General features: G+C 63.7%; 29 protein-coding genes and 2 pseudogenes. 25 read left to right on the top strand and 6 right to left on the bottom strand.

Annotation, left to right across the window (positions count from 1 at the left end; genetic code table 11):
• Positions 1 to 117 precede the first annotated feature (117 nt).
• The 3 genes from ACQCSX_RS08835 to ACQCSX_RS08825 are packed head-to-tail and all read right to left on the bottom strand — an operon-like array spanning position 118 to position 1445.
• A complete protein-coding gene (locus tag ACQCSX_RS08835) occupies positions 118 to 609 on the bottom strand; it encodes an LGFP repeat-containing protein (protein ID WP_427018617.1) in 492 nt (163 codons plus the stop codon).
• Positions 606 to 1289 carry a CAP domain-containing protein gene (locus ACQCSX_RS08830; protein ID WP_427018616.1) on the bottom strand — a complete coding sequence of 228 codons (684 nt, stop codon included), beginning with the start codon at positions 1287 to 1289 and terminating at the stop codon, positions 606 to 608. The genes ACQCSX_RS08835 and ACQCSX_RS08830 overlap by 4 nt, the downstream gene beginning before the upstream one ends.
• A gap of 33 nt (positions 1290 to 1322) precedes the next feature.
• Positions 1323 to 1445: a hypothetical protein gene (locus ACQCSX_RS08825; protein ID WP_427018615.1), complete on the bottom strand. Its 123-nt coding sequence runs from the start codon at positions 1443 to 1445 to the stop codon at positions 1323 to 1325.
• 188 nt (positions 1446 to 1633) lie between these two features.
• Here ACQCSX_RS08825 and ACQCSX_RS08820 point away from each other — a divergent pair, with 188 nt between their 5' ends.
• From ACQCSX_RS08820 to ACQCSX_RS08760, 13 genes and pseudogenes are all read left to right on the top strand, one after another.
• Entirely contained in the window at positions 1634 to 2479 is an 846-nt protein-coding gene (locus tag ACQCSX_RS08820) for a CHAD domain-containing protein (protein ID WP_427018614.1), read from the top strand.
• 110 nt (positions 2480 to 2589) lie between these two features.
• Positions 2590 to 3564 (top strand): annotated as a pseudogene (locus ACQCSX_RS08815) (CpaF family protein); the annotation flags it as partial.
• A 41-nt stretch (positions 3565 to 3605) separates the two neighbouring features.
• A complete protein-coding gene (locus tag ACQCSX_RS08810) occupies positions 3606 to 5012 on the top strand; it encodes a recombinase family protein (protein ID WP_427018613.1) in 1407 nt (468 codons plus the stop codon).
• Positions 5009 to 5509, top strand: coding sequence for a hypothetical protein (locus tag ACQCSX_RS08805; protein ID WP_427018612.1), 501 nt, complete (start codon positions 5009 to 5011; stop codon positions 5507 to 5509). Before ACQCSX_RS08810 ends, ACQCSX_RS08805 begins: the two co-directional genes overlap by 4 nt.
• A 427-nt stretch (positions 5510 to 5936) precedes the next feature.
• Positions 5937 to 6104 (top strand): hypothetical protein, encoded by a 168-nt coding sequence (locus ACQCSX_RS08800; RefSeq protein ID WP_427018611.1) that lies wholly within the window; start codon positions 5937 to 5939, stop codon positions 6102 to 6104.
• The gene (locus ACQCSX_RS08795; RefSeq protein WP_427018610.1) at positions 6101 to 6355 is read left to right on the top strand and encodes a hypothetical protein; all 255 of its coding nucleotides are present in this window, start codon (positions 6101 to 6103) and stop codon (positions 6353 to 6355) included. Before ACQCSX_RS08800 ends, ACQCSX_RS08795 begins: the two co-directional genes overlap by 4 nt.
• Entirely contained in the window at positions 6352 to 7758 is a 1407-nt protein-coding gene (locus tag ACQCSX_RS08790; RefSeq protein ID WP_427018609.1) for a DNA primase family protein, read from the top strand. Before ACQCSX_RS08795 ends, ACQCSX_RS08790 begins: the two co-directional genes overlap by 4 nt.
• Positions 7759 to 7893: 135 nt before the next feature.
• Positions 7894 to 8223 carry a hypothetical protein gene (locus ACQCSX_RS08785; RefSeq protein ID WP_427018608.1) on the top strand — a complete coding sequence of 110 codons (330 nt, stop codon included), beginning with the start codon at positions 7894 to 7896 and terminating at the stop codon, positions 8221 to 8223.
• Positions 8224 to 8296: 73 nt separating this feature from the next.
• Positions 8297 to 8917 (top strand): hypothetical protein, encoded by a 621-nt coding sequence (locus ACQCSX_RS08780; RefSeq protein WP_427018607.1) that lies wholly within the window; start codon positions 8297 to 8299, stop codon positions 8915 to 8917.
• Between the two features lie 172 nt (positions 8918 to 9089).
• Positions 9090 to 9302, top strand: a complete 213-nt coding sequence (locus ACQCSX_RS08775; protein WP_427018606.1) for a hypothetical protein — start codon at positions 9090 to 9092, stop codon at positions 9300 to 9302.
• Positions 9303 to 9340: 38 nt separating this feature from the next.
• Positions 9341 to 9589, top strand: coding sequence for a hypothetical protein (locus tag ACQCSX_RS08770; RefSeq protein WP_427018605.1), 249 nt, complete (start codon positions 9341 to 9343; stop codon positions 9587 to 9589).
• A gap of 5 nt (positions 9590 to 9594) precedes the next feature.
• A complete protein-coding gene (locus tag ACQCSX_RS08765) occupies positions 9595 to 10398 on the top strand; it encodes a hypothetical protein (protein ID WP_427018604.1) in 804 nt (267 codons plus the stop codon).
• Positions 10399 to 10776: 378 nt separating this feature from the next.
• The gene (locus ACQCSX_RS08760) at positions 10777 to 11043 is read left to right on the top strand and encodes a hypothetical protein (RefSeq protein ID WP_427018603.1); all 267 of its coding nucleotides are present in this window, start codon (positions 10777 to 10779) and stop codon (positions 11041 to 11043) included.
• A gap of 466 nt (positions 11044 to 11509) precedes the next feature.
• Here the strand turns inward: ACQCSX_RS08760 and ACQCSX_RS08755 are convergent, their stop codons facing one another.
• Positions 11510 to 12547, bottom strand: a complete 1038-nt coding sequence (locus ACQCSX_RS08755; protein WP_427018602.1) for a PASTA domain-containing protein — start codon at positions 12545 to 12547, stop codon at positions 11510 to 11512.
• A 429-nt stretch (positions 12548 to 12976) separates the two neighbouring features.
• A complete protein-coding gene (locus ACQCSX_RS08750) occupies positions 12977 to 13354 on the bottom strand; it encodes a hypothetical protein (RefSeq protein WP_427018601.1) in 378 nt (125 codons plus the stop codon).
• Between the two features lie 597 nt (positions 13355 to 13951).
• Here ACQCSX_RS08750 and ACQCSX_RS08745 point away from each other — a divergent pair.
• Positions 13952 to 15394 (top strand): IS1380 family transposase, encoded by a 1443-nt coding sequence (locus ACQCSX_RS08745; RefSeq protein WP_427015697.1) that lies wholly within the window; start codon positions 13952 to 13954, stop codon positions 15392 to 15394.
• Positions 15395 to 15702: 308 nt separating this feature from the next.
• Here the strand turns inward: ACQCSX_RS08745 and ACQCSX_RS08740 are convergent, their stop codons facing one another.
• A complete protein-coding gene (locus tag ACQCSX_RS08740; protein WP_427018600.1) occupies positions 15703 to 15828 on the bottom strand; it encodes a hypothetical protein in 126 nt (41 codons plus the stop codon).
• Positions 15829 to 15913: 85 nt separating this feature from the next.
• Between ACQCSX_RS08740 and ACQCSX_RS08735 the strand changes: the two are divergent.
• The 11 genes and pseudogenes from ACQCSX_RS08735 to ACQCSX_RS08685 all read left to right on the top strand — a co-directional run.
• Positions 15914 to 16168, top strand: a pseudogene (locus ACQCSX_RS08735) (CpaF family protein); the annotation flags it as partial.
• Positions 16168 to 17022, top strand: coding sequence for a type II secretion system F family protein (locus ACQCSX_RS08730; protein WP_427018599.1), 855 nt, complete (start codon positions 16168 to 16170; stop codon positions 17020 to 17022). The pseudogene ACQCSX_RS08735 and the gene ACQCSX_RS08730, both read left to right, overlap by 1 nt.
• Positions 17019 to 17897 carry a type II secretion system F family protein gene (locus ACQCSX_RS08725; protein ID WP_427018598.1) on the top strand — a complete coding sequence of 293 codons (879 nt, stop codon included), beginning with the start codon at positions 17019 to 17021 and terminating at the stop codon, positions 17895 to 17897. The genes ACQCSX_RS08730 and ACQCSX_RS08725 overlap by 4 nt, the downstream gene beginning before the upstream one ends.
• A gap of 9 nt (positions 17898 to 17906) precedes the next feature.
• Complete coding sequence (locus ACQCSX_RS08720; RefSeq protein WP_427018597.1) at positions 17907 to 19304, top strand: recombinase family protein; 1398 nt, start codon at positions 17907 to 17909, stop codon at positions 19302 to 19304.
• Entirely contained in the window at positions 19301 to 19660 is a 360-nt protein-coding gene (locus tag ACQCSX_RS08715) for a hypothetical protein (protein WP_427018596.1), read from the top strand. Before ACQCSX_RS08720 ends, ACQCSX_RS08715 begins: the two co-directional genes overlap by 4 nt.
• A gap of 100 nt (positions 19661 to 19760) precedes the next feature.
• Complete coding sequence (locus ACQCSX_RS08710; RefSeq protein WP_427018595.1) at positions 19761 to 19982, top strand: hypothetical protein; 222 nt, start codon at positions 19761 to 19763, stop codon at positions 19980 to 19982.
• A 125-nt stretch (positions 19983 to 20107) separates the two neighbouring features.
• Positions 20108 to 20272 (top strand): hypothetical protein, encoded by a 165-nt coding sequence (locus tag ACQCSX_RS08705; protein ID WP_427018594.1) that lies wholly within the window; start codon positions 20108 to 20110, stop codon positions 20270 to 20272.
• The gene (locus ACQCSX_RS08700) at positions 20269 to 20541 is read left to right on the top strand and encodes a hypothetical protein (RefSeq protein ID WP_427018593.1); all 273 of its coding nucleotides are present in this window, start codon (positions 20269 to 20271) and stop codon (positions 20539 to 20541) included. Before ACQCSX_RS08705 ends, ACQCSX_RS08700 begins: the two co-directional genes overlap by 4 nt.
• On the top strand, positions 20534 to 21970 hold the full coding sequence (locus tag ACQCSX_RS08695) for a DUF3631 domain-containing protein (protein ID WP_427018592.1): 1437 nt from the start codon (positions 20534 to 20536) through the stop codon (positions 21968 to 21970). The genes ACQCSX_RS08700 and ACQCSX_RS08695 overlap by 8 nt, the downstream gene beginning before the upstream one ends.
• Before the next feature lie 10 nt (positions 21971 to 21980).
• Entirely contained in the window at positions 21981 to 22637 is a 657-nt protein-coding gene (locus ACQCSX_RS08690; protein WP_427018591.1) for a hypothetical protein, read from the top strand.
• Positions 22638 to 22944: 307 nt separating this feature from the next.
• A complete protein-coding gene (locus tag ACQCSX_RS08685; RefSeq protein ID WP_427018590.1) occupies positions 22945 to 23163 on the top strand; it encodes a hypothetical protein in 219 nt (72 codons plus the stop codon).
• Positions 23164 to 23916 lie beyond the last annotated feature (753 nt).

Genomic DNA, 23916 nt, shown 5'->3' with positions numbered 1-23916 from the left:
GTTACCAGTTCGCATCGTCGGCATTCATTTGTCGGCCACCAACAAAGCGTCGGAGGCGGACAGTCGGCGGTGCGTCTTTCGCTTCCCGCCCCCGGTGCGGTGCTGATCTTCGTGATGCTACGGTCCGCCCAACGAGGGTGTCAACAGAAAGTTGCCGTCCGGTCCAATGCCCGCGGCGGGCCGGCTAGTGAAGCGTGGCCAAGGCCCCGGCTGCCGGAGGCCAGGTAATCCGCCCTGGAAGTCCTGGACGATCGCGCCGCCGGCCACTGCATGCTCATTGCCCACGGGGTAGCCCAACGGGCCCGCCTCATAGCCCAGCGCCGCCCAAGTGCGGCCAATGCCGCCGGTGCAGCTGTAGGCGCCATAGGTGGGCGACCAGATGATCTCGCCGTTCTCAAACAGCTGGTGGACTCCGCCGTTGGCCAGCGGCCCGATTTCGTCCGTCGTGGGGTAGCCGAGCTGGCCCGTTTCATAGCCTCCGGCACCCCACACGACCCGGATGCCGCCGGTGGAAATATGCGCGCCCGTGGGCGGCGACCACACGATGGCCCCGGCTTGGAACATTTGGTAAAAGCCGCCCCTGACCAGCCCGCCAACTTCGTCCGTCACAGGTACCCCAACCGGCCGGCCTCGAAACCATGCGCGCCCCAGACCTGGCGGATGCCGCCCACCGAGGTGTGGGCTCCCAGGGCTGGTGTCCCGACAATGGCACCGGCGCCGTGCATCCGGTAGCAGCCGTAGGCGGGCATCCCGCAGACCACCTCGCCATACGCCGGGCCCATCGAGGGCACCTGGGCGTACTTTGCCGCGATCGCAGCCGCGCCGACCCCGGGGAGCGGAGGCCGGGTGGCGGGATAGCCGGCCAGATTGGCCACCACCAGATGCCATCCCGCGTAGGGGCCGCTGGTGGGCACGGCAACGCCGATGCCGATGTCGCTGGCGAGCGGATTGAGGATGCTGGTTTCGTGGACGGATGAATCCATCCACCATTGGACGATGTCCGCCGGGGTGGAGTTGAAGCCGATGATCTCGCTGTACCAGTCAAAACCCTTCGGAATCATGCTGCCACCGGCATCGGGACGGTGGACATCGGCGAATTCCCACGCCGGATCCGCCGTGGCGGTGGCGAGTTTGTCGGCCCAGTCCTGGGAAACATCGGAAATCGTCTGGTTCCACGCCAGGTCGGGAATGCCGGCCGCGCGGCGGCGGTCGTTCAGCAGGTCTAAGACCTGGCGGGCGTAGGAATCGTTGGCCGGGTCCGCGGTCACGGCCAACGGCTGGGGCGCCATGACCGCTGCCGGGACAGGGGCGCTCGGGGGAGTTCAGGCGGCCGCTGCGGCCGCGGATGCGCCGGCCAGGCCCAGGACCGCGGCGGCCGCCAGGGTGCCCAGCAGCACAGCTGCGGCCCTTCGCCGAGCCGTGGCGCGAACAGTTTCCAGCTTCACCTTGGTGCAGATCCTTGCGTGGACGCGGTTCAGCGTCGCCCGCATCCCGCCGGGTGGCCAGCGGGATGCGTGGCAGGCTGGATTGTCCCTCGCATCCTACGCGACGGCGCCGGGCCGCCCCGGTCGCCGCGTGCCACCGCCGGTGTGCCGCCACCGCCCGGAGGGGTTCTTCGGACGGATAATGAGCCATGAAGCACAGACCGCCACGCACCCGGGCCCCGCTGGACGCCGTCGGACGCTACCTTTTAGTGCAGGCCGCCGCGCTGCGGGCCGATGCGGCCTCGATCGACAACGGTGCCCCGGATGCGGTGCACAGCATGCGTTCCACGGTGCGCCGGCTCCGGTCGGCGCTGGCGGCCTTTGGTGCCGTGCGCCGTACCGGCGGGAACGACGCCGGCCGGCAGACCGTGGCCGCGCTGCAACGGCTGACCCGGCTGCTCGCCGAGGCCCGCGAGGCGCAGGTGCTGCACAGCCGCATCAGCGCCCTGGCCGGCAGGCTGGAGGGTCTTGACCGGGTGGAGGCCGCCTTGGCCCGCGAGGAGGCCCTGGCCGTTGCCCTGGTCCGGGAGTCCGTGCGGGACGGCCGGTGCACGGCCCTTGCGGCGGACATCGAGTCATTGGTTGCCCGGCTGCCCCGGCTGGGCCGCAAGGCGGTGCGGCGGCACCTGAAAAGACAATGGGCCAAATTGGCCAGGCTGGTGGGCATGGCCGGCCATCCGGGCGAGGGCGTGGAGACAGCGCTCCATGCCGTGCGCAAGCAGGCCAGGCTCATCCGGTACGCCGCCGAGGCCGGTGCCTCCGTGGCGGGGGAGCGGTGGGTGCGCCGGGGCACGCAGGCCAAGGAGGTCCAGGAGGTGCTTGGTGTGCACCAGGACGCGGTGCAGGCCGTCCGCTTTGCCAGGGGGTTGGCCGGCACCCTGGCGGATGAGGAGACGGTGGCCAGGCTGTGTGCCGTGGAGGAGGAACGACGGCGGGAGGCGGAGGAACGCTTCGCCCTCCTGTGGGAGAAGATCCAGCCGCCGAAGCGGAAGTAGTTGTCCACAATTTTGCGGCGCACCCTTTTGCCCCTCTCCACTCTCGCTTAGGCTCACTCCCAAAGCACCGCCACGGGTCCTGCATCCAGCGGGCAGACGACGGGGGAGACATGGATGCACTGAGCCTGGTTGAGGACGAAGTCCGTGAACTCATCCGCCGCCGTGGCCTGGATCCGTTGCGCCAGGGGGTGGAGGTCAAGCGCCTGGTGGAGGCCGCCGTCACCGACTACGGCGAGCGGGCCATGCTGGGTGCCGTGCCGCCGCTGGGCCACCCCGAGACCGCCCGCCGGAGAGTTTTCGACGCCGTCGCCGGCTTTGGTGCCCTGCAGCCGTTGCTCGATGATCCGGCCGTCGAGGAGATCTGGATCAACTCGCCCGCGGAGGTCTATGCCGCCCGGGGCGGGGAGTCGGAGCTGACCTCGCTGGTGTTCACGGACCAACAGGTCAGGGACCTGGTCGAACGGATGCTTAAGAGCTCCGGCCGCCGGCTGGACCTGAGCAGCCCGTTCGTCGATGCCACGCTTCCGGACGGATCCAGGCTCCACGTGGTCATCCCGGACGTCACCCGCACCCACTGGGCCGTCAACATCCGCAAGTTCACGCTCAAGGCCAGTCGTCTGGACCACCTGGTGGAGCTAGGCTCGCTCAGTGCCCCCGCGGCACGGTTCCTGGGCGCCGCGGTCAGCAGCGGCCTGAACATCCTGGTCTCCGGCGCCACCCAGGCCGGCAAGACGACACTGCTCAATTGCCTGGCCGCCGGCATCGGCTCGCGCGAACGCGTGGTGACGGTGGAGGAGGTCTTCGAACTCCAGCTGCCGCTGCGCGACGTGGTGGGCCTGCAATGCCGCCAGCCCAACCTCGAGGGTGAGGGCGAAATCCCGCTGCGCCGGCTTGTCAAGGAGGCCCTGCGCATGCGCCCGGACCGCTTGATTGTGGGCGAGGTGCGGGAGGCGGAAAGCCTTGACCTGCTCATCGCTCTAAATAGTGGGCTTCCCGGAATGTGCAGCCTTCATGCCAACTCGGCCCACGACGCCGTCGTGAAGATCTGCACACTGCCCCTGCTGGCCGGGGCGAACATCAGCTCTCTGCGCAATGTCAATTCACAGCAAGCTGGTAGAATGGAACTATGCAAGACAAACAGTTCCCGGCCGCGATCTACTGCCGCATATCCTCAGACCGTGAAGGCGCCGGCCTTGGAGTACAGCGCCAGGAACAGGATTGCCGGGAGCTCGCCGCTTCACTCGGCTGGCAAGTCACCCGCGTTTACACTGACAACGACATCAGCGCCTACTCGGGCAAGCGCCGCCCGGCCTACCGGGAAATGCTCGACGCCATGCAATCCGGCCGCGTCCGTGGCGTCATCGCGTGGCACACTGACCGACTCCACCGCTCCCCGCGTGAGCTCGAAGAGTACATAGACATATCTGAACAGCAAAGCGTCACCACGCACACTGTGAAGGCTGGGGAAATTGACCTCAGCACACCGTCCGGCCGCGCCGTCGCCCGCACCTTGGGAGCATGGGCCCGGTACGAATCAGAGCATAAATCCGACCGAGGGAAGCGTAAGCAACTGCAACTTGCCCAGGCCGGGAAGTTCACCGGCGGCCCGGTCCCGTTCGGCTGGGAAATGGTGGACAAGCTGCCCGTCATAGTGGAGGCCGACGCCGCGGAAATCAGGAAGGCCGTCAATTCCATCATTGCCGGCGCCAGCATCGGTTCCATCGTGCGGGATCTCAACGACCGCGGCATCCTCACCCGCCGGAACATGAAATGGACCTCCACCGCCGTGCGTAATCTGGTCATGCGGCCGACCAACGCGGGCCAAGCGGTTTACCGTGGCGAGATCATGGGGAAATCAGTATTTCCGCCGATCGTGTCCGTGGACCAGTGGCGAACGGCCACGGCCATTGTGAAAGACCCTTCCCGGCGATCAGCGTTTGATTCCAAGGTGAAACACCTACTCGCGGGAATGCTGCGCTGCGGTAAATGCGGTGAGGCCATGCAAACATCCTCACGGGCTGGCGGCACAGATGCCACGAGGTTCTATTACAAGTGCACGACGGCTGGCGACGGTCACAGCTTCCAGACCGCGCAGCCGGTGGAGGAGCTTATTTCCGCCGTAACCGTGGCCATGCTGGAATCGCAGCACGTCAGCGGCAAAATGCCCATGCCTGGAGACACTGAGAAGCTGGCAAGCCTACAGGATCACGCGTTGACACTACGGGGCCGGCTGGAAGAATCAGCGAACAGCTACGCCGACGGCGCCATTACAGCGCAGCAGCTCGAAGCAATTACCGCCCGCGTCCGCTCCCAGCTGGACGAGGCCAACGCCAGCATGGCCCAGCTAGGCCACGGCAGCCCGCTGCCCGGCCCCGACGTAGCCAACATCAGGGAATGGTGGGCAGCGGCCGGGATAGAGCGCCAGAGGGCCATTATTGACACGCTAATGACTGTGTATGTTGACCCAATCCGTAAGAGTGCGCCCCGGACATTTGACCCCGACAGAATCAGAATCGAATGGAAGCAAGCATGAGCAACTGGCCTTACAAACTTGCCACCGAGCTAGACACCCCCGAGCGCATCCATGGCACCATCAACCACGGGCCCGACGATGACCAACTGCGCCTAGGGCTGTACTGCGAAGAGGCGTCACACGCGGGCGCGCCATGGTTCATTTGTTCATTCATGCCCAACTATGGACTGCTAGAAGCAACCGGAGACCTGCAATGGACCGTTTCGGACATGTACCCAACGGGCACCAGTGCGCTAATTTCGCTCGCAGCGGTAAGGCAACAGCTGCTAGTTGACGATAAGCCCGTGCCGGTCGATAGCCGAGGCATCCCGAAAACCGAAGGCCGAGCCCGCACGGAAGGGCGTGGACGATGGACGTTTGAGTGCCAGACCTGCGGACGCCGGAACAACTACAAAACAGAGTCATTCCAAGAGGCCGTAGCCTCGCTACTGCGGGCTGGCATAAAAGAAATCTCGCTTGCCGGGCTCGAATCGATGGTGAAACGTACTTCCAAATAGCAGCTTCACTGTAAAGGTGCTACAGTTTCAAGAAGTTGGACCGGTGTTTATTGAAGCCGTCGCAACAGTAAGCCTCCAAGCAGAGGGAATTTTCCCATGCTCGGAGGCTTTTCTTGTCTTGGACCCAAGACCGCGCCAGAGTTGCGGCACTATCCCGCAGCCGGCCCGCCGGTGATACCGATCTAGTTCATGCACGCCAATCACTCAAAGCCAACCGGCTTGAAGCCTACGTTGCCCGAGTGGTTGCCGAAGCGCCGCCCCTCACCCCTGACCAGCTCGATCGAATCGCCGTACTGCTGCGCCCTGCCGGCGGTGGTGTGTAGTGTCTCAGGCGCAAGAAAGCCGCCCAGGCAGCGAATCCAAGGCGGCTGTAAATCTTGATACCCCAATCCTACCCGCTCACGCGGGACTTGTGGCAGGCTGCTACGTGGCCGTGGTCCAGATCCACAGCGCCGACGCCGCGCCCCGGTACCGCCGCCGCGTGTACTGGAATCTTCCCGGCGCGCAGCGGGCAGTTGACCGGGCCGCCATGGCTGGCATGGACGCCTCGATCATCCTTTGCCAGCTGGTTCCCGCCGGCGGCGGTGCCCAATGAGGCGCACCGATGAACAGCTGGCCGAGCTTGTGTGCCGGGATGACACCGCGAGCCGCATCTACCAGATGGGATACCTACGCGGGCACCTGGACGGGCAAGCCTTTATGACCCTGACCAACGAAGCCGCCGCCGATCTCGCCGCCCGCCGTTTCCTGGCCTTGGACGCACTCGATATTGAGATCCGGCGCCAGATGAAAACGACCATCGAATTTGTCGACGTGAAGGCCGCACGGGAACGTGATGCCCGATGACGATTCCCGACTACTTCCGCGCCGACGCGTTCGAGGATCAGATTTCAAATCTGACCCTTGTGGCCGATGGTGAGCAGCACCGCGGGCAGGCGCGCATGGCCTATCGCCTCGCCGCCGCCTACGGTTCGCAACTCATGTACGTCCGCGGTATTGGGTGGCACGTTTGGGACGGGCAGCGGTGGGCCGAGGACGAAAAGGACGGCGCCAAGATTGCCGTCTTGGACACCCTGCGCCGGGCCCTGGCCGAATCCCTGGACGATAAGGAACTGCGGGCCGACGTACGCAAGTGCGAGTCATCGGCAGGCGTGGCCGGCGTGCTGGATCTCGCCTCAGCACTCCCGGCGCTGCGGGCCGCCATTGTGGACCTCGACGCAGACCCGCACCTGCTCAACTGCGCCAATGGCACCTTCGACCTTCGCACCCGGCAGCTGCGGGATCACGACCCGGCCGACCGAATCACCAGAGTGTCACGCGGCGCCTATGACCCCCACGCCGACCGGACCACATGGGATGGATTCCTCGAATCTTCCCTACCCGACGCCGACGAACGGGGATACCTGCAGCGCGTCATCGGGCAGAGCGCCTATGGCCGCGTCAGGGAGCACCTTTTCCCGGTCCTGACCGGCAGCGGCTCAAACGGCAAAGGGACCGCCTACGGGGCCATTACGAACGCCATGGGGGACTATGCAACCATCATCAACCCCGATCTACTCATGGCATCGGAACGCGGCGGCGGCGGCCCGGAAATGATGACCTTGTTGGGCGCCCGACTCGTTGTTGGTTCGGAGACCGACGAGGGCCGCCAGCTGGACGCGGCCACCATGAAACGGCTGACCGGCGGCGACGAGCTTACCGCCCGGCGGCTGTATCAGGAGCCCGTGAAGTGGATCCCCACCCACCAGCTGATCTACGTCACCAACCACCTGCCGAAGGTAAAGGGCAACGATCCGGCAGTGTGGCGCCGTATCCGCGTTGTTCCGTTCGATGTTGTGGTGGCCGAAGACAAGCGGGACCAGACATTGCCCGAGCGCCTCGAACTGTCCGCAGACGCCATCCTGACATGGGCCATCGAAGGATGGTTCGACTATGAGGACAACGGCGGCATGAACGAGCCCGACAGCGTGCGCCGGGCAACGGATCAATACCAGACCGAATCTGACGCCGTGAAGCGGTTCATTCAGTCCGAATGCGTAACGGGCCCTTATGCCCACGTTCCATCCCGTGAACTCTACGGGGCATGGACCACTTGGGCGACGGCGGAAGGGGCCGATGCACTCAGCGAACGTGCGTTTGCCAAGGAGCTGGACCGCCTCGGCTATGAGGCCCGCCGAACGAAGGCCGGCATGGTCCGCCAGGGCCTCGGATTGCGCGCTGACGACACCGAAAACAATGGGTGGGTGTAGTCAGGTGTACCCAATTTGCAAACTTCCTCACGAGAAGAGTTATAGGAAAGTTCCCGGAATGGGTACACCACCCTACACCCCGGCCCCAAAAACCCCGGAAACACGCGGATTTTCAACAGACCAAGGAGCCCGACCATGACCACGAATTTCATCATCACCGACGCCACCGGTATGCCCACGGCAGCGGTGGACGTGGACAAGATCCAAGACGACGGCCTGAACCTCGCGTTTCGCCTCGCTGCCCACAGTGGCGACGAGGACAAGACCGGGGAAATCCTCGCCCAGGCAGTCGCCCAACACGGCACCTCGGGCATCGGATACGTACTCATAGCCGCAATCAAACACATGACAAACGACATCCTCGCCGGGGCGTTCGACGTGATGGAAGCCGCGACCGGAACCAAACCGCGGGCCAAGATGGCCGAATTTGCCGACATGGAACACCACCAGGAGCCCCCGTGCTGAAACGCGGCAACGACACCAACCCCACCGGCGTAAACGACGCCCTCGACCACACCAACGAAAAGGACAGCAAATAATGGGAAAGATTGACGACCTCAATCGGGGCGACTTTGACCAGCTGCTCCGCCGGGCCCGGGCCCTTGAGTATGCGACCCCGCTGAACGGGTCCTCGATCGGCTCCGGGGGCATGAGGTTCTACGGGACCGGGAAGCTTCTGGTGGAGAACGAGGGCCTTGAAGTTACCGGAACGGCGACGATCGCCGGCACGCTGAACGCTGATGGGACGGTCAACCTCACCGGCGTCGTTGGCATTACCGGGCCCCTTACGGTTACCGGAGACACCGCGTTGAACGGCACCACCACGGTAGGCGGGGACACCACCATTACCGGGGACCTGGACGTGGACGGAACACTCGACATCAACGGCGCTACGACACTGAACAGCGATCTGACAGTGGCCTCCGGGAAGAAGATCACGCTGGGCGGTCTGACGCTGCAGAACACGGGCGCGTCCGGTGGTCAGGTGAACTTTCCCGGCGGATCCATCACCGCCAGCTCCGCTCTGGGAATGCTCATCAATCACAACACCGTGGAAATCGCGGGAACCGTCGTGAAGCTATCCAGCCTGCCCACTACTACCCAGCCGGCAAACCTCTACGTGGACGGTACCGGCCATGTCTTCCGGAGCATTGCATGACCCGCGGTCCCCATGCCCGGATCCGCCGGTGGGACTGGATGGAGGGCGGCACCAAGACACCCGGCGTCGCGATCTTCCGTGGGCAATCACTCATAGCCCACATGACACCCGAGGAAGCCCGCCGAATGGCCGACAAACTCCACGACCTGGCAGACCAAACAGAAAGGACACCATGAGCTACAAACCATTCACAACCGGCGCAGCCCACTGGCACGAAAACAGCAGGCCCGCAAGAACCAAACCGGCAGTCATCACCACCGCCAGTGGTGAACCAGTCCCAGGCGTCCACGTAGAACAACAGGGGCACTGGTTCGTTCTCACCGAAGCGAACGCCGTGCAGCTCGCGTCAAACATCCTCGACACCATCGAATCAACCAAGAAATAGGAGCCAGACCCATGCCAGCACCAACCTGCACATGCGGGGTGAAAGAACTCATCGAGCACGAGATCCAAGGCAAACCGCACATCGACTGCCAGCGACAGCAGCAGACGCATGAAGAGTGGGCAGCACCCCAGATAGAACCAGCGTCGGAACCAGATACACGACCAGCAGGGCCGGAACCCTTGGCGCTGAACTCCGACGCCCTGACCCGCCACGCACTTCGCGGCCTAGGCAGCAATAAATCACTGGCTGAATCCCTCAGCCACGGACTCAACAGCGAAGGAAAGTAGCCACAATGACACAGCAATTCATCAACATGCAGAACGACATCAGCGCAGTACTAGCCGCAGGCGGATCCACCACCAGCGAATACGAGCGCATCAGCCAACGATGGAACGACTACCTCACCCTGGAAACTGATGCTCGGTCACTTCTGGTTGATGCCATTCTCGGCAGCGAGACACCAGAACGCATCGCTGAACTCCACGCACTCGCGCTCTCCGAAGCACTCCGAACCCCAGTAACACAGGCAACGGTCATCAACACCGCTGAAATCGCAATGTTCCCTGTCCTTCGCAACGAGTACGCCAAGACGGCCGCCGCCAACTACGAAACGATTCGCAACACCTTCAACGCCACCGCTGCCAAGTTCAAAGCAGCAGCTGCCACGGTCAACCCCGAAGCAAGCGCCGAGTCACTCATTAGCACCGACGACAAGACCCGCACCGCCTGGGTAAACATCGCAGTGACCGCCCAGCAGCTCAACCGTATGATCCCGGCGCTGGCAGCAGCAGCACGACTGGCGGGCGCACGAGTCACCACGAACGCCGACCACCTCAGCCTCACCACCAACCCCGGAACACTCCACCGCCGCCGAGTATGGGAAGCATGGGAAACCACAGAAGGACGAACAGAACGTTGGGGAGCCATGACCAAGCTCGGTGCAACCATCCACGCACCAGCACTCGACAGCATCAAGCCCTACCGTGAACCCGCACCCATGGAGATCAAGCAGAAGCACAACGGCCAAGGCATCGTGCAGTTCCAACACGACCCAGAAGACGACGAATACAACCGCCTGAACAAGGCCAAGGCCTAGACCAACTGCGCGGGCGCTCACCACACCGTGAGCGCCCGCGCAGCACACAGACCATCACCAACCGCCCACCAACCACGCGAGGCCGTCACAGAGCCCACAGGGCAGTCACAGCGGCTGCTGCAAGCCTCGCACCTACTCGCAGCCCAACGAGAGCTGGCGAGCGCCTAGGGGGTGGCCACCGCCCCTAGGCCTCTCGCCACGCTGGGCCGCCGGGAAGGTGTCTCCGAAGTTTTCCATAATCAAACCCTTTTTCAAACCCTTTTCAGAGCGTGATTGGCGGTGGTCTATGTGGCGTCCGGAGGGCATCGTGGCAATGCAGGGCGGCCGCTCGATCCGAACTCATTGGCGGCCTCGAAACGTGGTGGCTCTGATGGGTTCTTGGTGCTGGATGAAGCTTCTGGGGATGTTCCGGACTTCCCGCTTGATGACGCTTCATCTCGTGAGTTGTTTTGGTGGGATCGCTTGTGGCATCGTCCGCAGTCTTCCCAGTGGAATGAGTTGCATCTTGAGGATGAGGTTGCCCTGCCCATGTCAGATGCAGAGGAGCTGAAGCCAGCGACATTGACGCACCTGAAGGCGAAGAAGGCAGCGGATGCCCGTTGGTCTAAGCATCGGGCTTCTAGCGTTGGGGGCGGAGTTGGCTAGGCGGCGGCGTGCCACAGTTGCGCCGTCGTCTGGCATTCCGCCGGAGCTGACGGCCAAGGGGATGGATTCCCCGGTGTGGACAGATCCCCAGCTGACAGCGGCATGGTTCGACGTTTATGGGCTCCCCGATCCACCGAAGGCCTACGCTAATTCTCCCCGAGCGCTGCGGGACGAGGGCGTGGCACTGTGGGCAAAGCGGGCCGGGTATGTTCACCAGAAGTTCGGCGGTGTGCTTTGGAACCAGCTGGGGGAGTTGGGGATTCCGGCGGCAGGGGGCGCCCGCACGAGAGCCAGATACCCCGGTAACAGGGGCGCGTCAGGATTCGATCAGGCTCTTGACCGCCCAGACTTTTAAGATGGTGGGGCCGGTCCCGGATCTTCACAGGTTCGGGACCGGCCTTTTCGTGTTTCACGACGTACCCCGGCTTTGCCATGTCGGAGCCTCACCAAACGATGAGCCTTCGGGTTACCCGATCCGGCTCCACGTTCCACACCGCGTAGACACAAACCCCTCGCCCTCGAATATCGTGACGACTGGCCCTTGCGGGGCAAACGAGATGAAGTCATTGGCGATGGTTCCGCCTTGCGTGGTTGTGCGCTCCCAGTAGCAATCGTGCACACCATTGGCGCCGGCGGGGACTTGCACCTGATAGGTTCCCGCTTGGATTGCTGTCCCCACTACGTAGGTTCCATCTTTCATTCGTGCCGGCGGCTGGCCGGAAGCGATGCGGCTAAGCTCGGCTGCGAATGGAGCATCTCCGCATTTGTCCAAGGCTGAGATAGTGAGGGCTTCGACACGATTATTGCCAGGCCCCTTACTGGTGTCGTATCCGATGTCCGGAGGTAGAGCACATGCCTTGAGTACGTCAATGAGGGCGCCGCTTGGGATGCTGACGTCTCCGCCATTCGAGGCAACCTTGTCAACTATTATTTGCTCGTCGCCTATGAGTGCGGGTCTGTCAGAGCTGGATTTTCCGCCCAGGGTTACATTGCATTGTGTGAAAGCGGCGAAGTCAGGACTGGCCCAGATTGCGCGGTAGTCGGTTGTTTTGAATGCTGACTTGTCCGAGTAGATGGAATTGGTTTTGGTGCAGGTGAACTGGTACCTCGTTGCCATCTGAGAGGCCAAGGCCGTTGCCGCAGCTTGAGCCGCCAACTCTGCTTCGGATGCGTTCAGGGTGATGGTTACCCGCTGGCCGCGCTTGACCGTTGTTCCGGCCGAAACGCTCGCATCCTTAACGGTTGTGTTGGCAGCGCTCGGCGTAGAGAACGCTTTCCCGTCAGGGCCCTTGAACTCCGTGTTGATGCCGATTGTGCTCAGAAGGTTGACGGCCTTGCCGGAATTCATTCCGACCACATCTGGCATCTGGGGATCTGGCTTTTGCGTGGCTGTCTGGGAAGAAGCGTCAGTTGGCGTCCCGCTTGAAGGGGCGGTGGCTACTCCGCCCCCACAGGCGGTGAGTAACAGCGCAGCGATGGCGAGTGGTGCGAGTAGTTTCTTCATGGTCCCCCCATGCATATGGCCCACTGTCTACGGGCCGCTCGCTTGATCCTATGTGCATCCACCGTCATGGCTCCCGGCGGCCAAGTCATACGCAACCACCGTGCCGCAACACTTCACGCATTTCAGGTGCGGAAGGGTTGGATTCCAAATCCGACCCTTTTCGGGTTTGGTCTTGAAAAGGTGTGCGGATCTCGCATGGCCTTTTTACGGGGTCCCGTAAGAAAGGGTCCGTTCGGTGGGCCCATCAACGAGACTAGTGAACTGACCCACTCACCAGCTCGGATTTGAAATCAGGGCAAGCGCATTTCAAATGCGACCGTTATTAGCCTGAGTCCCTCCGCCGAATGGAGGGCATGGGAAAGCCCCGGCGCCGCATCTGCTGCATACGGTACCGGGGCTATCGTGAGCTTGGCTCATACCCGCCGTACGTCAGGCGGACACCAGGTCTTGCGTTTTGCTCGCGTGCATTAGATCCCGCATGAACTCGATGTGCTCCGCCATGCTGCGCAGTGCATCAGCAAAATGGATAGCTTCATTGGCGGTCAGCGCATCGGCATCGTGCGTTTCAGTCCAGAGGGTGAAGGCATCCAGGTGGGGGACGTATTGCGCTTCGATGCTCCAGCGGCCCTCTGCCTGGACCCTTTTACCCACATACACGTCCTCAACGCCCTTGAGTGGCCTGTATCCGGCCGGCGTATCCAACGACCCATCTATATGGGCTAGAAGTTCGCAGGCGTTCATGCCGTGCGCATCTGCCATGTCGCCCAGTTCGCGAACGGTGGCCGGCATCTTGAATTTTGAAGTCATGGTTTTTTCCTTTGGGTTGACGGTGCTTTGTGGTGACCATAGCGGGAGGGTGGGACATTCAAGGATCCCCATAAGGACCCCTGCGGGGAGATCTCCCGGAGAGTCCCCTACCGCCGCAGCTTCCCACCGCCCCCGCCCCTTGTCTGCGATATTCCAACGCCCGTAGCCCGCCCAGTGGACCGGGGCAGGCTGGCGTCATCCGGCCACTTGCGCATTGTGGACGGCAGCCCGGCGGTTCGGGCTTGAAGAGGGGTATAGACACCGCGCCTCCACTGAGTACGTGAGGGAGGCAGGAACACGCAGGCAGAAACCTGGAAACGATGACCTAAGTTCTACTGAGGTCATCGCATCCCGGCCGCTGCCAAGGGTCGGATTTCAAATCCGACCCTGCCCGCATTTCAATGCGGGCAGGCAGGGCGGGAGGTTAGGCGGTTGTCTCTAGCGCCGCGGGCGTTGCATGCTCCAGCGCAGCTTTAGCCCGGGGTTTTCATCAGGGTTGGGCTGAGGGGTGTGTTTAAGACACGAAAAGGTGCTCTGACAAGGGAAAATAGGGGTGTCTACGCCGTTATTTCCGTGTCTTGAAGGAGCACCTTTTCGATGCATCAGCCTACCAAGGTCTTCCCGTCCCTCCCGGTCACTTTCACCGGCCAGTCGCTGGTCTCCCATGCCGGGGGACGGATCCTGACCTCATTCATCGACGCCCTCGGGTTCCGGGACCTGTGCGAGGACCGGCTCGGGCAGTTCGTCCCCGCGATGGCCTCACACCGGCCCGGGAGGCTGCTCGGGTCGCTGGCGGTGATGCTCGCCGCCGGCGGCGAGCACGCCTCGGACCTGGACATCCTGCGCGCCCAGCCCGGCGTGTTCGGCAACGTGCCCTCGAACGCAACAGTCTCCCGGTTCTTCGAACGCACCGTGAAGAACCCGGACGTCTTCGATTACGGCTTTTCGACCCTGGCCAAGGAACTGCGGACCCGGGCATGGGAAGCCGCAGGAGACCGCAGCCCGGCGGTGAAGGCGACGGCCGCGGACCCGCTGCTCATCGACCTCGACGCCACCTTGGTGACCTCGCACTCGGACAAGGAACAGGCCACCGGAAACTACAAGGGCGGGTTCGGATTCGCCCCGTTCACCGCCAGCCTCGATTACGGTGCCGGCAGCGGCACCGGGGAGGAACTCGCGGTACTGTTGCGTCACGGCGGGGCCACGGCGAACAACGCCGAGGACCACATCCGCATCTTCGAGGCCGCCATCGCCGTCCTGCCCGACTCCCTCTACGGTGGGACCGGGGAACTGGACGGGGAGAAGATCCTGGTCCGCACCGACAGCGCCGGCGCGTCCCGGAAGTTCCTCTGGTACCTGCATTCGCGGGGCGTGCAGTTCTCCGCCTCGTACCCGGTGCCGGTCGGCAAGGCCCACATGATCGACTGGATCAACGACAAGAAATACTGGCAACCGGCCCTGGACCAGGACGGGGTCGAACGCGATGACGCCTGGGTCATCAACGCCACGCAGGTGATCCCGCTCGATGACTACCCGCCGGGGACGAAGATCTTCCTGCGCGCCGAACCGCTGCACCCCGGCGCGACACCGACCCTGCTCGACATCGACGGTCACCGTGTGACAGCGTTTCTGACGAACTCCCCGCGCTGGCACGGACCTTTTCTGGATGCCCGGCACCGGGCCCGCGGCCGGGCCGAGAACCGCATCAAAACCCTAAAGAACACCGGGCTCGGAAAGCTCCCCTTCTTCGATTTCGCTGCCAACCAGGCCTGGGCCAACCTCGCGGTCCTGGCCGCGAACCTGGTCTCCTGGCTCCAGCTCACCGCCCTGCCCGACGGCCACAAAGCACGGGGCTGGGACATCAAACGCTGGCGCTACCGGCTCTTCGCCACCGCCGGGAAAATCATCACCCGCGCCCGCCGGAACCACCTGCTGCTGCCCGCCGCCGCGCCGGAGCAACCCCTGATCAGCGCCCTGCTCGAAGCCATTGAACGGATCGCCGCAGCCGCGAACCGCCCCGCGGTCCTCCTGCGGGCCTGACACCGCAACCCCCCGTCAACCAACGAGCAGGAAAGAAGAACACCAACGGGAACAGTGGAAGCCCGCGCACAGCCCGGCGCCCCCGGGTCCATCAGCCACACCCGAAATCCGATTCAGCCCGCCGGGACGGCAAAACCCGCACCCAACGCCCCGACCGCCGTCCGATGAAAAATCCGGGCTAGCGTCGGTTTTAGTGCGGAACCCGCCGAAAGTTACAGCCCCGCACGTCTCACAGCGGGCCGCGTAGCCCTTCTGGATGCCGTCATGACCGTAGGTGCCGCGCTCGAAGGCTACGGCCTTGTGGCCCTTCACGCCACGCCACCGAGGGTTAGAGCCACCAGGGTGGAGGGGGTGAAGAAGAATGCCAACACGATGCACGTGTAGAAAATGAATTGCACTGCGCCTTGCATGGCGCGGGCTGTATGGTTGCTCATGTGTCCGGTCCTATTCACTGGATGCCATACCCCGGAGGCCTGCCAGCCTGCCGGGGTTTCTTTATGCTGTGAACTGACAGTATCGGCGTCCCATTTTGTGGTCCCCACGGTGGCCTCCTGCATCGACCTGGTGGTGCATTGCACCCGGCACACCAGCGGGCAGCGGCAGGTGGCGGAAATCCTCTCGCTCGGGCGGCGGGTGGAAAACGGCGTGATCGAGTCCAGCATGGTCTTCTCGCTGGTGGACGGGCTGCTGGTGGCCTCGGCCTCGACCATGCCCTCGCCGGAAAAATTCGCCGCCGCCGGCTACGACGTCGCCGCCCTCCTCGGTGCCGCCTGATGGCGGCGTTCCTTGGCCTGCTGGGCGGCATCGGCCTGTTCCTCATCTGGTGGTCGTGCTGGCCCCGTTCCGAGGTTCCGCGCCCGCGCCCCCGGGTGGATCGGATCCAGGAGCTGCTGCTGCGCGCCGGGGTGGAACGGGTCAGCTCCGCCGGCCTGATGGCCAGCTGCCTGTGCGTGGGGGCGTTGGCCTTGGTGGTCTTCTTCGCCCTCACCGGGTCGCTGCCGATAGGCCTCTGTTTTGGGTTGTTCAGCGGCTATGTCCCGCTGGCCGCGGTCCGCTGGCGGGCGCGGCGGCGGACGGCGCTGCTGCGCGAGCTGTGGCCGGACGTCGTCGACCATCTCAGGTCTGCCATCCGCGCAGGGTTGTCGCTGCCCGAGGGTCTGGTCCAGCTGGGCGAGAAGGGGCCGCCGGAACTGCGCGGCGTCTTTGCCGACTTTGGCGCGGACTACCGCTCCAGCGGCCAATTCGATGCCTCGCTGCAGCGGCTTAAGGACCGGCTGGCGGATCCCGTGGCGGACAGGATCGTGGAGGCGCTGCGGCTGACCCGCGAGGTGGGCGGATCGGACCTGGGTCGGCTGCTGGGCACGCTGGGCGATTTCCTGCGCGACAACGCCCGCACCCGCAGCGAGCTGGAGGCGCGGCAATCATGGACGGTGAATGCGGCCAAGCTGGCCATCGCCTCGCCCTGGCTGGTCCTGATGCTGCTGGCCACCCGGCCGGAGGCCATCGGTGCCTACAACTCCGCGGCGGGCTGGGCGGTGCTGGTGGGCGGCCTGCTGGTCTCCGCCATCTGCTACCGGGTGATGCTGCGGATCGGCGCGCTGCCAGCGGACGAGCGGGTGCTGCGGTGAACGGCACCCTGGTTCTGTCCATCGGCGCCGGCCTGCTGCTGGGTGCCGGCCTCTGGCTGGTGCTGGCCCGGCTGCCGTTCATGCGGCGCCCCAGCTTTGCCGAGCGCATCGAGCCGCAGCTGCGCTCCGTGGCGCCGCAGTCGCGTCTGCTGGCCGAACCGGAGGCGCCAGCGAGCATGTTTGGCCCGCTGGAACGCATCCTGCGCGCCGTGCTCACCGACGCCGCCGCCACGCTGGGCCGTTTCAACATCGGCACGAGCGCCCTCACACTGCGCCTGCAGCAGGCCGGCCGGAACCAGACGGCGCTGGAGTTCAGGGCCGCGCAGCTCCTCTGGGCGGCCGGCGGCTTTGTGCTCGCCACCGCTGGAGCGCTGTTGGCGGCGGCGGCCGGACGGCTGAACGTGCCGTTGGCCGTGGCCTCGGTGCTTGGCGCATCCGTGGGCGCGTTCATGTTCAAGGACTATCTGCTCTCCGCCGGCATTGCCCGCCGGCACGCACGGATGCTGGCCGAGTTCCCCTCGCTGGCCGAGCTCATGGCGCTCGCGGTCAGTGCCGGCGAGAGCACCACCGGGGCATTGGAACGGGTGTGCCGGTCCTCGCACGGGGACCTGTCCGCCGAGTTTGGCCGGGTGCTGGCCCAGATGCGCTCTGGCGCCCCGCTGGTGGAGGCCCTGGCACAGTTCTCGCACCGGAATCGGGTGCCGGTGCTGATCCGCTTCGTCGACGGGATCAGCGTCGCCGTCCAGCGGGGGACCCCGTTGGCCGATGTGCTGCGCGCCCAGGCCCAGGATGTGCGGGACATGGCCAAGCGGGACCTGCTGGAATCGGCCGGCAAGAAGGAAATCGGCATGATGGTGCCGCTTGTCAACTGGTAAGATTGCTACATGACGAAGACGGCGATATATACGAGGCAGTCCCAAGACAAGGACGGCGACGCCGCCGGCGTGGACCGCCAGGAGGAAGCCTGTCGCAAGCTGGTAGACGCCAAGGACCTGGGGCCCGTGACGCTATTCTCAGACAACGACAAGAGCGCGAGCAACGGCAAGGCCCGGCCGGAATTTGAGCGCCTCGTGTCCGCCATTGAAGCCGGAACGATTACGGCCGTAGTCGTGTTCCACCTAGACCGCCTGACACGCACAATCCGCGACCTTACCCGGATCATTGAAGCCGGCAAGAAACACCGCGTGAACATTGCTTGTGTGCATGGTGTATCCCTTGATCTTGGAGATCCTACGGGTGTTGCCGTGGCGACGATTCTAACGGCCATTGCAGCTATGGAAGTGCAGCACAAGGGTACGCGACAGAAGGCAGCCAATAGGCAGCGCGCCGAAAAGGGTATTGCATTTTGGAGTCGTCGGCCATTCGGATATGACCGCGATGACAACGGCGTCTTTGTGGTGGAGGCAGAAGCCGAAGCAATCCGCGACGGTGCCGACCGCGTTCTAGCCGGAGACACACTAACGGCCGTGGCGAAGTCCTGGAATGACGCCGGGCTGCGCACCAGCGCAGTGAGCAAAGCGACTGGCGAAGCTGGCAAGTGGGGGGTTACGCAGGTTCGCCGCGTCCTGCTGAACCCCCGCAATTCTGGCCGGCTGATCTACAACGGCGACGACCTCGGAGAAGGGCAGTGGCCCGCCATCGTCAGCCCGGAAAAGCTCGACCGGCTGGAACAGTTCCTTACCGACCCCCGCCGCCGCACTGCTCCCGATGATCTCAACGCGAAATACCTACTTTCTGGGATGCTGAAGTGTGGCAAGTGCGGAAAGCCCATGTTCGCATCGCCCATGCGCGCCAAGGGCATCGAATGGATGGTCTACAGGTGCTACGGGGGTTACTGCATGGCCCGCCACATGCACCGAGTGGATGAAGTAGTGCAGGGCGTCATTCTGGCCCGCCTCGCCTTGCCTGACGCCACCGCCGCCCTTATACCCCGCGATGACTTGGAGCCTCTGCGGAAACAGGCGATAGACCTACGTGAGCGCCGCGACACCCTGGCTGCGCTGCTGGCCGATGGGCTCATGTCCGCAAAGGCAGTGCGTGAACAGTCCGGCAAATTGAGCACCCAACTGCTCGAAGTCGAGGGGCGAATCTCCCAGGCCGGAAACAGTGGACCATTGCGGGATCTTATCGAGGCCGGCGACATTGCCGAACGGTGGGGACAGACGCCCGTTTCAGACCAGCGGAAAATCGTTCGTTCACTCGTAGACGTGACAATTCTCCCCGCCGGTAAGGGCGTCAGATTCACACCCGAGCAAGTACAAATCGAATGGAAGACAGCATGAGTAGCAACAAGGTCATCGCCTATTGTCACCGCCGTAAAGGCGCCCACAAGCTCGTCGAATTGGTAGCCGTCGACGGTAAGCCTGGAGTTAGATGTGCGGAGGCCGTAGGGGGGCTTAGTGTCCGCAAAAACAAGAGCCGCGGGCAATTTGATATCGGGCAGCATTGGGCGACGGTTCCGCTGGATTCGCCTGATATTGACGCGGGCCTCCCGCTCTATTGCGAGGCGTGCGGATCAGAGTATTTCGTTCCCTCATTGCGCCTCCTGGTTGCCAATGCGCTGAAATCAGGCAAGCCGGAAATTTTGCGGCCGCTAACTGCGTCTGAAACGTCAGCTGCTAAGTTGCTATTGGCCTAATCATGCGGTAATGTCGCATTCAAGCCTCGCAGAATGCATGCGAAAGATTCGTTATCACCTTGGGCAAGGATGACATCACCAGAAGTCAGGTGTTGTTGTCTTGCCATCAAAAGATCCCGAAAAACGCTCACAAGCCGCCCGCATTGCGGCCGCTACCCGCTGGGGCAAGAAGTCCCCACAGATCAAAGAGCTTCAGCGTGATTTAGCCGCTGAGAAGCTGGAAGCCTACGTCTCCCGCGTAGTCGCCGCCGCGCCTGCCCTGACCCCCGAGCAGCTCGCCCGCATCGCCGTGCTGCTGCGCCCCGCCGGCGGGGGTGCATAGTGTCCCAGGCACAAGAAAGCCGCCCAGGCAGCGAATCCAAGGCGGCTGTAAATCTTGCTAGCACAAGCGTACCAAGTAACGCCGACATTCTCCCAAATCACGCGGGCCTAATCGCTGGTTGCTACGTGGCCGTGGTTCAGATCCACAGCGCCGACCACGCGCCGCGATACCGGCGCCGCGTGTACTGGAACCTTCCCAGCGCGCAGCGGGCAATCGACCGGGCCACCATGGCCGGCATGGATGCATCCATGGTGCTGTGCCAGCTGGTTCCTGCCGGTGGTGACAAGTGAGCCGCACCGATGAACAGCTGGCCGAGCTTGTATGCCGCGACTCCGACGCCCACGCCATTTACCAGATGGGATACCTACGTGGGCACTTGGACGGCCAAGCCTTCATGACCCTGAACAACGAGGCGGCCGCCGAACTCGCCGCCCGCCGGTTCCTGGCGCTGGATGCACTCGACATCGAGATCCGGCGCCAGATGAAATCCACCATCGAGTTTGTGGACGTGTTGGCAGCCCGCCGCCGATCCGATAGGACGGTGGCCGCGAATGCTTGATCTCTCACCATTGACCGAAGAAGAATTCCCGTCCGCACCCTGGCCGGTTACCGAGGTTACCGAGGTTACCGACTTTCAGGAAAAGGAGCGGGCCACGTTCTCGGAGCTGCTGGACGAGGTACAGCACTACCTGGAACGGTTCATCGCCTACCCTTCCCCGGAATCGGCCACCGCCCACGCGCTGTGGATCGCCCACGCCCACCTGGTCGGCGCATTTGAGAACACGCCCCGGCTCGCGTTTCTCTCACCGGAGCCGGGCAGCGGCAAAAGCCGGTGCATGGAACTGACAGAAGCACTGGTTCCGCGCCCCGTCCTGTCGGTCAACGCGTCGGTGGCCTACATCTTCCGCAAGATCAGCGACGAGGCAGGGCTCCCCACGCTGCTGCTGGATGAGATCGACGCCGTGTTCAGCAACGGGAAGGCCGAGGGCAACGAGGATCTTAGAGGACTGCTGAACTCCGGTTACCGGAAGGGTGCAACGGCAGGCCGGGCCGCGATCCGCGGGAAGGAGATTGTCACGGAGGAATGGCCGTCATTCTGCGCCGTGGCCCTGGCAGGTTTGAACCAGCTTCCCGACACCCTAATGACGCGCTCCATCGTCATCAACATGAAACGACGCCCGCACGGGCAAAAGGTCGAATCGTACAGGCGCCGCGTCAACGCCCCGGAGGCCGCCGCACTGGCCGAACGGCTGGCATGGTTTGCCGACAGTGTGAGCGCCGACGTATCGGAGGCATGGCCCGAGCTGCCGGAGGGCATCGAAGACCGGGACGCCGATATCTGGGAACCGATCCTCGCCATTGCCGACGCGGCCGGCGGGCACTGGCCGGACACCTCGCGGGCTGCCGCCGTGGTCATGGTGGCACGGGCCAAGGAGAAGCCGGCCACGCTGGGAATCCGGTTGCTCGACGACATTAGGGCCGCCATGGCCGGAGCGGATCGGGTATCGACAAATGACCTGCTGGACGCCTTGCACGAGATAGAAACCGCGCCGTGGTCCAACATCAAGGGCGAGCCCATCGACTCACGGTTCCTGGCAAAGATGCTCAACAAGTACGAGATCAGCACCAACAACACGGTGAAGATCGACGGGCGGTCCGCCAAAGGGTATTTGCGCAGTCACTTTGCCGATGCGTGGTCCCGCTACCTGCCGACGGTTACCGAGGTTACCGAGGTTACCGACTTTGACGACAAGGCGGGGGCGGAATTGGGCCAAGGTTACCGATCCGACGAAATCCCCATGGGGGTTGGTCAAGTCATTCTCAATAACACACCTACTAATGAGAATAGAGGGGTTGAAATCGGTTCCCCGCTTCATTCCCCCCAAGTCGGTAACTCCGGTAACCACGGTAACCCGGCCACCTGCCGGGCCTGCCGCCTGCCGCTCCATCCCGCCCTTGCCCACGCCGGCATCCACCCCACCTGTTAGGAGAAACGACATGGCACAAGACCTCACCGGCATTCCCCGGTACACCGTCGAGACGGACCCCATGGTCCAGTTCTTGAACAAGTTCAAAGCGCTGAGTAGCCGGCTCGACATTCTGGAGCGGTCTACACTGACCCCGCTCGACTTCGCCGGCATCAAGCCAAGGGATGGCGGGGTCAACCTTGACGGGTACGTGAACATCAACGGGCCCGCCACGATCACCGGCACACTCTCCCTTCCCCCCGGCATCATCAATAACGCTGCGCTGGCCACCCCCGTTCAAATCGGCACGGCATCAAACGGCATCAACAACTACGCAATCACCACCACCAGCACGGTTAGGGCTTCGGTTGCCTTGACCGTCCCCGCGGGATTCACTCAAGCAATCGTGATTGCCAACCCAACGGCCATGGGCCAAAACAGCACCGCCAGCAGCGATTACCTCTACGTGCAAGCGGTGGTCCAGGCCGTCAACGGCGGCGAACTTTACACGGCGGCCCCGGCCGGTTTGGGTGTTGGTCTCGGTGCTCCGTTCCACACCACGCTTACCGGGCTGACCGGCGGGCAAACCATCACCGTAGGGGTTGCCACCCGCGCCGGAACCACCACTTGGGCAGCGTCCACAGCCAACCAGGCCAACATCTACGCCACCGCGATCTACCTGCGCTAAGGAGCCAGCAAATGACCACTCCCACCCCTGAACCCGCGCCCACGACGACACCGGGCCCGCTGACGTTCCAAGCGCCGCCACCAGCGGCCCCCGGCGCTCCCAACCCAATTCCACGCGGGATCCCGTGGGGTGAACCGATCACCCCCGACATGACGGTTACCACGCCGTGAGCAGCGGAAGTTATCACGCCGGGATCCGCCTACAGGCCCAGCTCACCAAGACCAAGACCACCCGCGGCCGCAACCACGGCACCCCGACATTCCCGCCACCCAAGCAGCTACCAACCCGACCCAAAGGACAACCGACCATGACCGAAAACCCGTTCGACCCGAACTACAAGCTCCCGCCGCTGCCCGTCCGGGATCCGCTACACGAGCTCCGGCGCATCGAGGCAGCCGCCGCGCTGGCGGAAACCACCTGCCGGCACTGCGTCCCCAAGGTCGAAGCCATCGGCCATGACGGCGGCATGCTCCGCGCTGTGGGCATCACGCACCAGCCCGGATGCCCGGACTACGTGGAGTTCTGACAGATGCCCATCTCACCCATGAGCCTATGCACTGCCCAGCCCTGCCCCGAGCTGGTGCCGGGCGGTAAATGTGCCAGGCACCGCACCGAGTCCAGCAGGGAGTCAGACAAGCGCCGCCCGAACGGCTACCGGCGCGGATGGACAAAGCAGTGGGCAGAGTTCAGCCGCGACTACCTGACCAGGCATCCGTGGTGCATCGTGTGCGGCATGGCCGCCACAGACGTGGACCATCGGGACGGCACCGGGCGCACCGGACTACGCGCCTACGACGAAACAAATCTGAGCGCGCTTTGTCACTCATGCCATAGCCGAAAAACGGTACGCGATGACGGCGGATTCGGCCACAGGGCAGCGAGCAAGCAGGACAAGGACTGGCAGTAGGCAGGGCACCCATGGGCGGGCAAACGGCACAATTCGCCACCGCCCATGGGTAACCGCCGAGTGGATACCCCGGTGGGGGGCTTCCATCTCTGCCGCGATTGGCCGAACGCCCGTTTGGTAACCCCTTCGCGTATACGTTCAACTCTGTGACCCCCCTTTGATTCCGGGCGGCGGCCCCGGCTCCATTTTTCGAAGAGGCATTCTAACCTAAAAGCTTTCATTAGTAAACATATTCGGATAGAATGGACAAAGGTAAGAAAAGATGCTTCAGAGACGGTCCGCCGCCGCCGGAGCTCACGCCGCCGCTGTTTGACCCCCGTCCGTTCCTTCCATCTACCAAGACCAGCAAGCCTGACGCCCGCCAGGGCAACC

It is taken from the genome of Pseudarthrobacter sp. P1, assembly GCF_050156935.1.
Lineage (GTDB): Bacteria > Actinomycetota > Actinomycetes > Actinomycetales > Micrococcaceae > Specibacter.
This window is presented reverse-complemented; position numbering and strand designations above follow the sequence as displayed.